This window comes from Rhodoplanes roseus, assembly GCF_003258865.1.
GTDB classification, from domain to species: Bacteria; Pseudomonadota; Alphaproteobacteria; order Rhizobiales; family Xanthobacteraceae; genus Rhodoplanes; species Rhodoplanes roseus.
The window spans coordinates 1-5,455 of the sequence record NZ_NPEX01000345.1 but is presented as its reverse complement, the minus strand read 5'-3'; the positions used below and the strand labels follow the sequence as shown (position 1 = coordinate 5,455).

General features: G+C 69.6%; 2 protein-coding genes. Both read right to left on the bottom strand.

Translation table 11 applies throughout. From position 1 onward, the window contains the following. A partial coding sequence (locus tag CH341_RS27645) for a chemotaxis protein CheB (protein ID WP_170149832.1) occupies positions 1-3,883 on the bottom strand: 3,883 nt, incomplete at its 3' end. Between the two features lie 316 nt (positions 3,884-4,199). Then, positions 4,200-5,381 (bottom strand): MFS transporter, encoded by a 1,182-nt coding sequence (locus CH341_RS27640; RefSeq protein ID WP_111422170.1) that lies wholly within the window; start codon positions 5,379-5,381, stop codon positions 4,200-4,202. Between the last annotated feature and the right edge of the window lie 74 nt (positions 5,382-5,455).

Sequence of the window (5,455 nt, the reverse complement as noted above, 5' to 3'; positions counted from 1 at the left end):
GGGTGGTCCGAACGGCGTCGTCCTCCGGGGCTGCACTCTCGGCGGCACCTGCTCCGGCGGCGACGCCGTTCGCGATCCCAGCCTTCGTCGCCCCAGCCTTCGTCGCCCCGCCGGTCGTCGCCCCACCGTTCGGGCTCGTGGCGTTCGCGGCCGTGCCGTCCTTGGCTCCCGTGCCGCCCGCACCGTCCTGCGGTGTCGCCGGAGCCTCGGGCGACAGCACCCGGTCGGGCGGGAACCACATCGTCACGGTCGTGCCCTTGCCGGGCGCGCTGACGATCTCGAGCCCGCCGCCGAGCGCCTTCATCAGCGCCATGCTGACCGGCAGGCCGAGGCCGCTGCCCTCCTTCTCGCCGCCGCGCACGAAGCCGGACGTCACCGGCTCGGTGCCGATCTTCTCGATGGTCTGCTGCTCGATGCCGATGCCCTGGTCGGCGACCTCGATACGGACGCCGCCGTCGAGCGCGGGACGCACCGCGACCCGGATCTTGCCGCCGCGATGCGAGAACTTGACGGCGTTGGACAGCAGGTTGAGCAGCACCTGGCGGACCCGCAGCTCGTCGGCCTGCAGGCAGGCGATGCCGGCGGCGAAATCGAACACCACGGTGACGCCGGCCTTGGCCGCCATCGGACCGACGAAGCTGACCGCGCCGGAGACGAGCTTGACCAGATCGACCTCGGTGTCGTGCAGCCGCAGCATGCCGGCCTCGACCTTGGCGATGTCGAAGACGTCGTTGATCAGGCCGAGCAGATGGACGCCGGAGACGTGGATGTCGTGCACGTAGGAGAGATAGCGCTCGTGCGGCAGGCGGCCGTGGATCTCCGACAGGATGGCGTCCGAGAAGCCGACGATGGCGTTGAGCGGCGTGCGCAGCTCGTGGCTCATGCGGGTGAGGAACTCGGTCTTGGCGCGGTTCGATTCCTCGGCCGCCTTCTTGGCGCGGTCGAGCGACTCGCGCGCCTCGAAGAGCTCGGTGATCTCGCGCAGCGTGGCGGTGCGGTAGAGCTCGCCGGCGAGCGTGAATTCGCTGAGCACCGTGTCGAAATGGCGGGTGCGGCCGCCGCGCGAGACGGCGAGCTCGAAGCGGCGCTGCCGCTCGCCGCGCTCGACGCCGAGCAGGTGGGCGATCAGCGGGCCGGCATTCGGCTCGCCGTTCGGGAACAGGCCGCCGGCCGGCCGCCCGAGGACGTTCGTCTCGGCGACCTCCAGCATCTCGCAGGCCGCCGGATTGCACACGTGCAGGAGGCCACGCCGGTCGGCGATCACGATGCCGTCGGTCGCCGTCTCGATCAGGATGCTGGCGCGCCGGCCCTGCTCGTCGGCGACCCGCTGCGCGATACGCAGCTCGGTCACGTCGGAGAGCGTCAGGATCGCGCCGCGGATGCGCCTCTCGATCCGGTGCGCCGAGACCTGCATCAGATAGAGGCGGTCGTGGATCTGCAGCTCCTCGGCCTGGTTGACGCCGGTCTTCAGCACCTGCTCGATCGCCGGGCGGATCGACGGGGCGCCGATGAAGGTCGCGACGTCGAGCAGGTGGTGGCGGCCGACGTCGTTGGTCAGCCGCAGGATGCGGGCGGCGTTCTCGTTGCTGCGCACCAGGTGGAGGGTCGGATCGATCAGCACGATCCCCTCGGCCGAGTTGGCCATGATGCCTTCGAGTTCGCTGTTGGCCTCGGCGAGGTCGCCGGTCTTGACCGACAGCTCGTCGTTGACCGTGGTCAGCTCCTCGTTGGTGGCCTGCAGCTCCTCGTTGGCGGTCTCCAGCTCCTCGTTGGACGCCTGCAGCTCCTCGTTGGAGGCCTGCAGCTCCTCGTTGGTCGACTGCAGCTCCTCGTTCGAGGTCTCCAGCTCCTCGACGACGGTCTGCAGGTTCTCCTTGGTCGCCTTGAGCTCCTGCTCGAGCGCGGCGATCTGCTGCACCGTGGCGTCGTCGAAGCGCTCCGGCGCGACGATCATGCTCGGCTGCGGGACCGGCTCGCGCTCCTCGAAGCAGACCAGATAGAGGCGCTCGTCGCTGTGGGCGCGGTCGACGGCGTGGACCGACATGCGCACCGCGCGGGGGACGTCCTTGACGGCATGGAGCTGGCCGTGATGCGAGGCGTGGTCGCGCTGGCAGCGGTGCAGCAGCACGCGCAGCTCGCCCCGCAGGGTCGGCTCGATGATGGTCATCAAGTTGAGGTCGACCTTGCCGCTGCCGCTGCCGATGCGGACGAAGCGGCTGACGTCGCCGTAGAAGTGCAGCGGCTCGCCCTCGTGCGAGATCAGGATGCCGGGCGGGCCGTAGCGCTCGACCATGAGGTCGCGGCCGATGCGGCCGAAGTCCTGCTCCGGCGGCTCGGCCGGGCGGCGGGCGTGGAGCGTGAGGTCCGGCACCGGCAGCACGCCCTCGACGCGCGGCACGTAATAGGGCCGGATCGACACGTCGCGGCGGCGGAACAGCTTGTGGCGCGAATCGACCGTCGTGTAGAGCGTCTTGCAGGTGCCGAGCGACTCCGACTTGCCGAGGAAGAGGTGGCCGCCGGGCCGCAGGGCGTAGTGGAACATCTTGAAGATGTGTTCCTGCAGGGTCGGCTTGAAGTAGATCAGCAGGTTGCGGCAGCTGATCAGGTCGATGTTCTTGAACGGCGGGTCCTGCACCACGTCGTGGCGCGAGAACACCACGAGGTCGCGGACCGCCTTGTCGATCCGGAACAGGCGCCCGTTGTTGGAGAAGTGGTTGTGCAGCATGGCCGCGCCGAGATTGATCACGCTGCTCTCGGCGTATTCGCCGCGGCGCGCATGCGTGGTGGCGAGGCCGTCGATGTCGGTGCCGAAGATCTGCACACGCAGCGAGCCGATGCGGGCCTGCGACTTGCTCGCCAGCAGGAGCGCGATCGAGTAGGCCTCCTCGCCGGTGGCGCAGCCGGGCACCCAGACGCGCAGCGTGTCGCCCGGCCGCTTCTCCTTGACGATCTTGTCGAGCGTCTTGCCGAGCGCCGCGAACGACTCCTTGTCGCGGAAGAACGACGTCACCGAGATGAGGAAGTTCTTGGTGAGCGTGTCGATCTCGTCGCGGTGATGGTCGATGAAGCCGACATAGTCGGCGAGCGTGCCGATCTGCAGCGCCGACATGCGGCGGGCGATCTGCCGCCGCAGCGTCGCCTCCTTGTACTTGCCGAAGTCGATGCCGGTGTGGTGGCGGATGTGGCGGATGATGGTCTGGAACGTGCCGCCGCCGTCGGTCTTCTCGGCGAGGCCGAGATTGAGGTCGTGGCCCTGCGCGATCACTGCGAGCTTGCCGGCGATCTCCTTGGGCGGCAGCACGAGGTCGGCGCCGCCGATCGTGATGGCGGCGCGCGGCATGCTCTCGTACTTGGCCGAGTCGGGCTCCTGCGCGAAGGTGATGCCGCCGTGCGCCTTCACGGCGCGCAGCCCGTTGGCGCCGTCCGAGCCGGTGCCGGACAGCACGATGGCGATGGCGCGCGGGCCGAGACCGGCCGCCAGGCTGGTGAAGAAGTGGTCGATCGAGGGCTTCGGCCCGACCGTCTCCAGCGGCGTGCGCAGCACCAGCTTGCCGGCCCGGTAGAAGACGTCGCTGTTGGGGGGCGCGATATAGATGGTGTTCGGCTTGACCGTGACGCCGTTGTTGATGCCGAGCACCGGGATCTTGGTCTCGCGGCCCAGCAGCTCGACCATCATGCTGCGATGCTGGGGCGAGAGATGCTGCGCCACCACGAAGCAGAGATTGGAGGAGTTCGGCAGCGTGGCGACGAAGGGGCGCAGCGCCTCGAGCCCGCCGGCGGATGCGCCGATCCCGACCACGTAGAGCCCGTTGCCCTCGGCCCGGCCGATGCCGCTGCCCTCTTTGGGCGCGGTCTTTCGCGTGGACTTCGTACGTGCTGCCATCGCCACCGTCCCGCTGTGCGGGCCCATCAGGGGACGCAAATCGCGGCACGCACACGCCGCAGTGCTAGTGCCAAAACTAGAACGGCTATTGATCGGCCAGAAAAATACCTTCTGACCAAAAAGCTGTCTTACGTACGTATCCGTATCTTAAGTAGCAGTGCGTAGGATTGCCTGCCACGGGTCAAATTTTTCCTTGTGGACGGGCCCGTGTTGCTGAGTGCCGGTGCGGCGGTGTGTGAGTCCGACTCACACATGCCTCGCCAATACTTGGCGATTCCTCGCCGAGAGGACCGGCGAATCGCCGCCTCGGCGTCGGCTAGGCCCGCGGCTCGGGTGCTGGCGACGTCGTGCGGTCGCGCTGCGGGCGACCGATCACCCAGGCCGCGACCGTGAAGGTGGCGCAGGCGACGGCGACGAAGACGACGAGCCCGTGCGTGGTCGCCTGCATGGCGATCCCGGCCAGCGTCGGGCCGATCAGGGCGCCGACGCCCCAGAACACGCCCATGCCGGCATAGATGCCGATGATCGCACTGCCCGAGAAGCGGCTGCCGACGATCGTCAGCATGATCGTGTAGATGCCGACGAACAGCCCGCCCCACACGAACAGCAGCGGATAGATGGCGGAGCGCACCTCCAGCGCCCACGGCCAGGCCACGGCGCCGGCCGCCGACAGCGCGGCGAGGAGGACGATCAGCGTCTGGCGGTCGATCTTGTCGCCGAGCCAGCCGATCGGGAGCTGCAGGACGATGGCGCCGGCCATCATGCAGGTCATCAGCTGGGTCGCCTGGGACTCCTCCCAGCCGACCGACATGGCGTAGAGCGTCAGGAAGGTGAGCCCGGCGGTCTCGACCGCGGCGTTGAGCGCCGTCGCCGCCATGGCGACCGGCGCGAGCCGCATGCTGTGCAGCGGGTTGCCGTGTCCCGGATCGGCGATGTCGGGCGCCGCGATGGACGGCGACACCACGATGGCGGCGGCGCCGCCGGCGAGCGCCGCGCCGATCGCGTAGGGGAGAAATCCGTCGGAGCCGACCAGCGACAGGAGCAGCGGGCCGAGCGCGAAGCCGACCGACATGGCGGCCGTGTAGGCCGCCATGGTGCGGGCGCGAGTCGCCTCCGAGCTGAGCGCGTTCAGCCAGGTCTCGGACAGCACGAACAGCACCTCGGAGGCGGCGCCGAGCAGGATGCGCAGCGGGAACCACAGCCACACCAGCGGCAGCGCCGGGAACAGGCAGAGGAGCAGCGCGGCGCTCAGCAGCGATCCGATGACGGCGCGGCGCAGTCCCAGCCGGGCGGTCAGCCGCGGCAGCAGGACCGCCATCACCAGCACGCCGACCGCATGCATGGCGGCGTTGGCGCCGATCAGCGCCTCGCTCAGGCCGCGCTCGGCGAGATCGAGCGCGATCAGCGCCGCGCTCAGGCTGTAGGTGAGGCCGAAGATCGCCGCCGTCGCGATAATGGCGCCGCGGGCGAGCAGCGTGCTCGAGGAAGGGGACTGCATGGGGGCGGGGGTCTCGTTCGGCGGGGAATGCGGGCCGGCCGGCGCGCCGGCCGCGGCGGGCAGGGGGCGGGTCG

Bases quoted from the DNA above. Each gene is read 5' to 3' on its own strand.
- CH341_RS27640 (WP_111422170.1), bottom strand. From the start codon at position 5,381: ATGCAGTCCCCTTCCTCGAGCACGCTGCTCGCCCGCGGCGCCATTATC.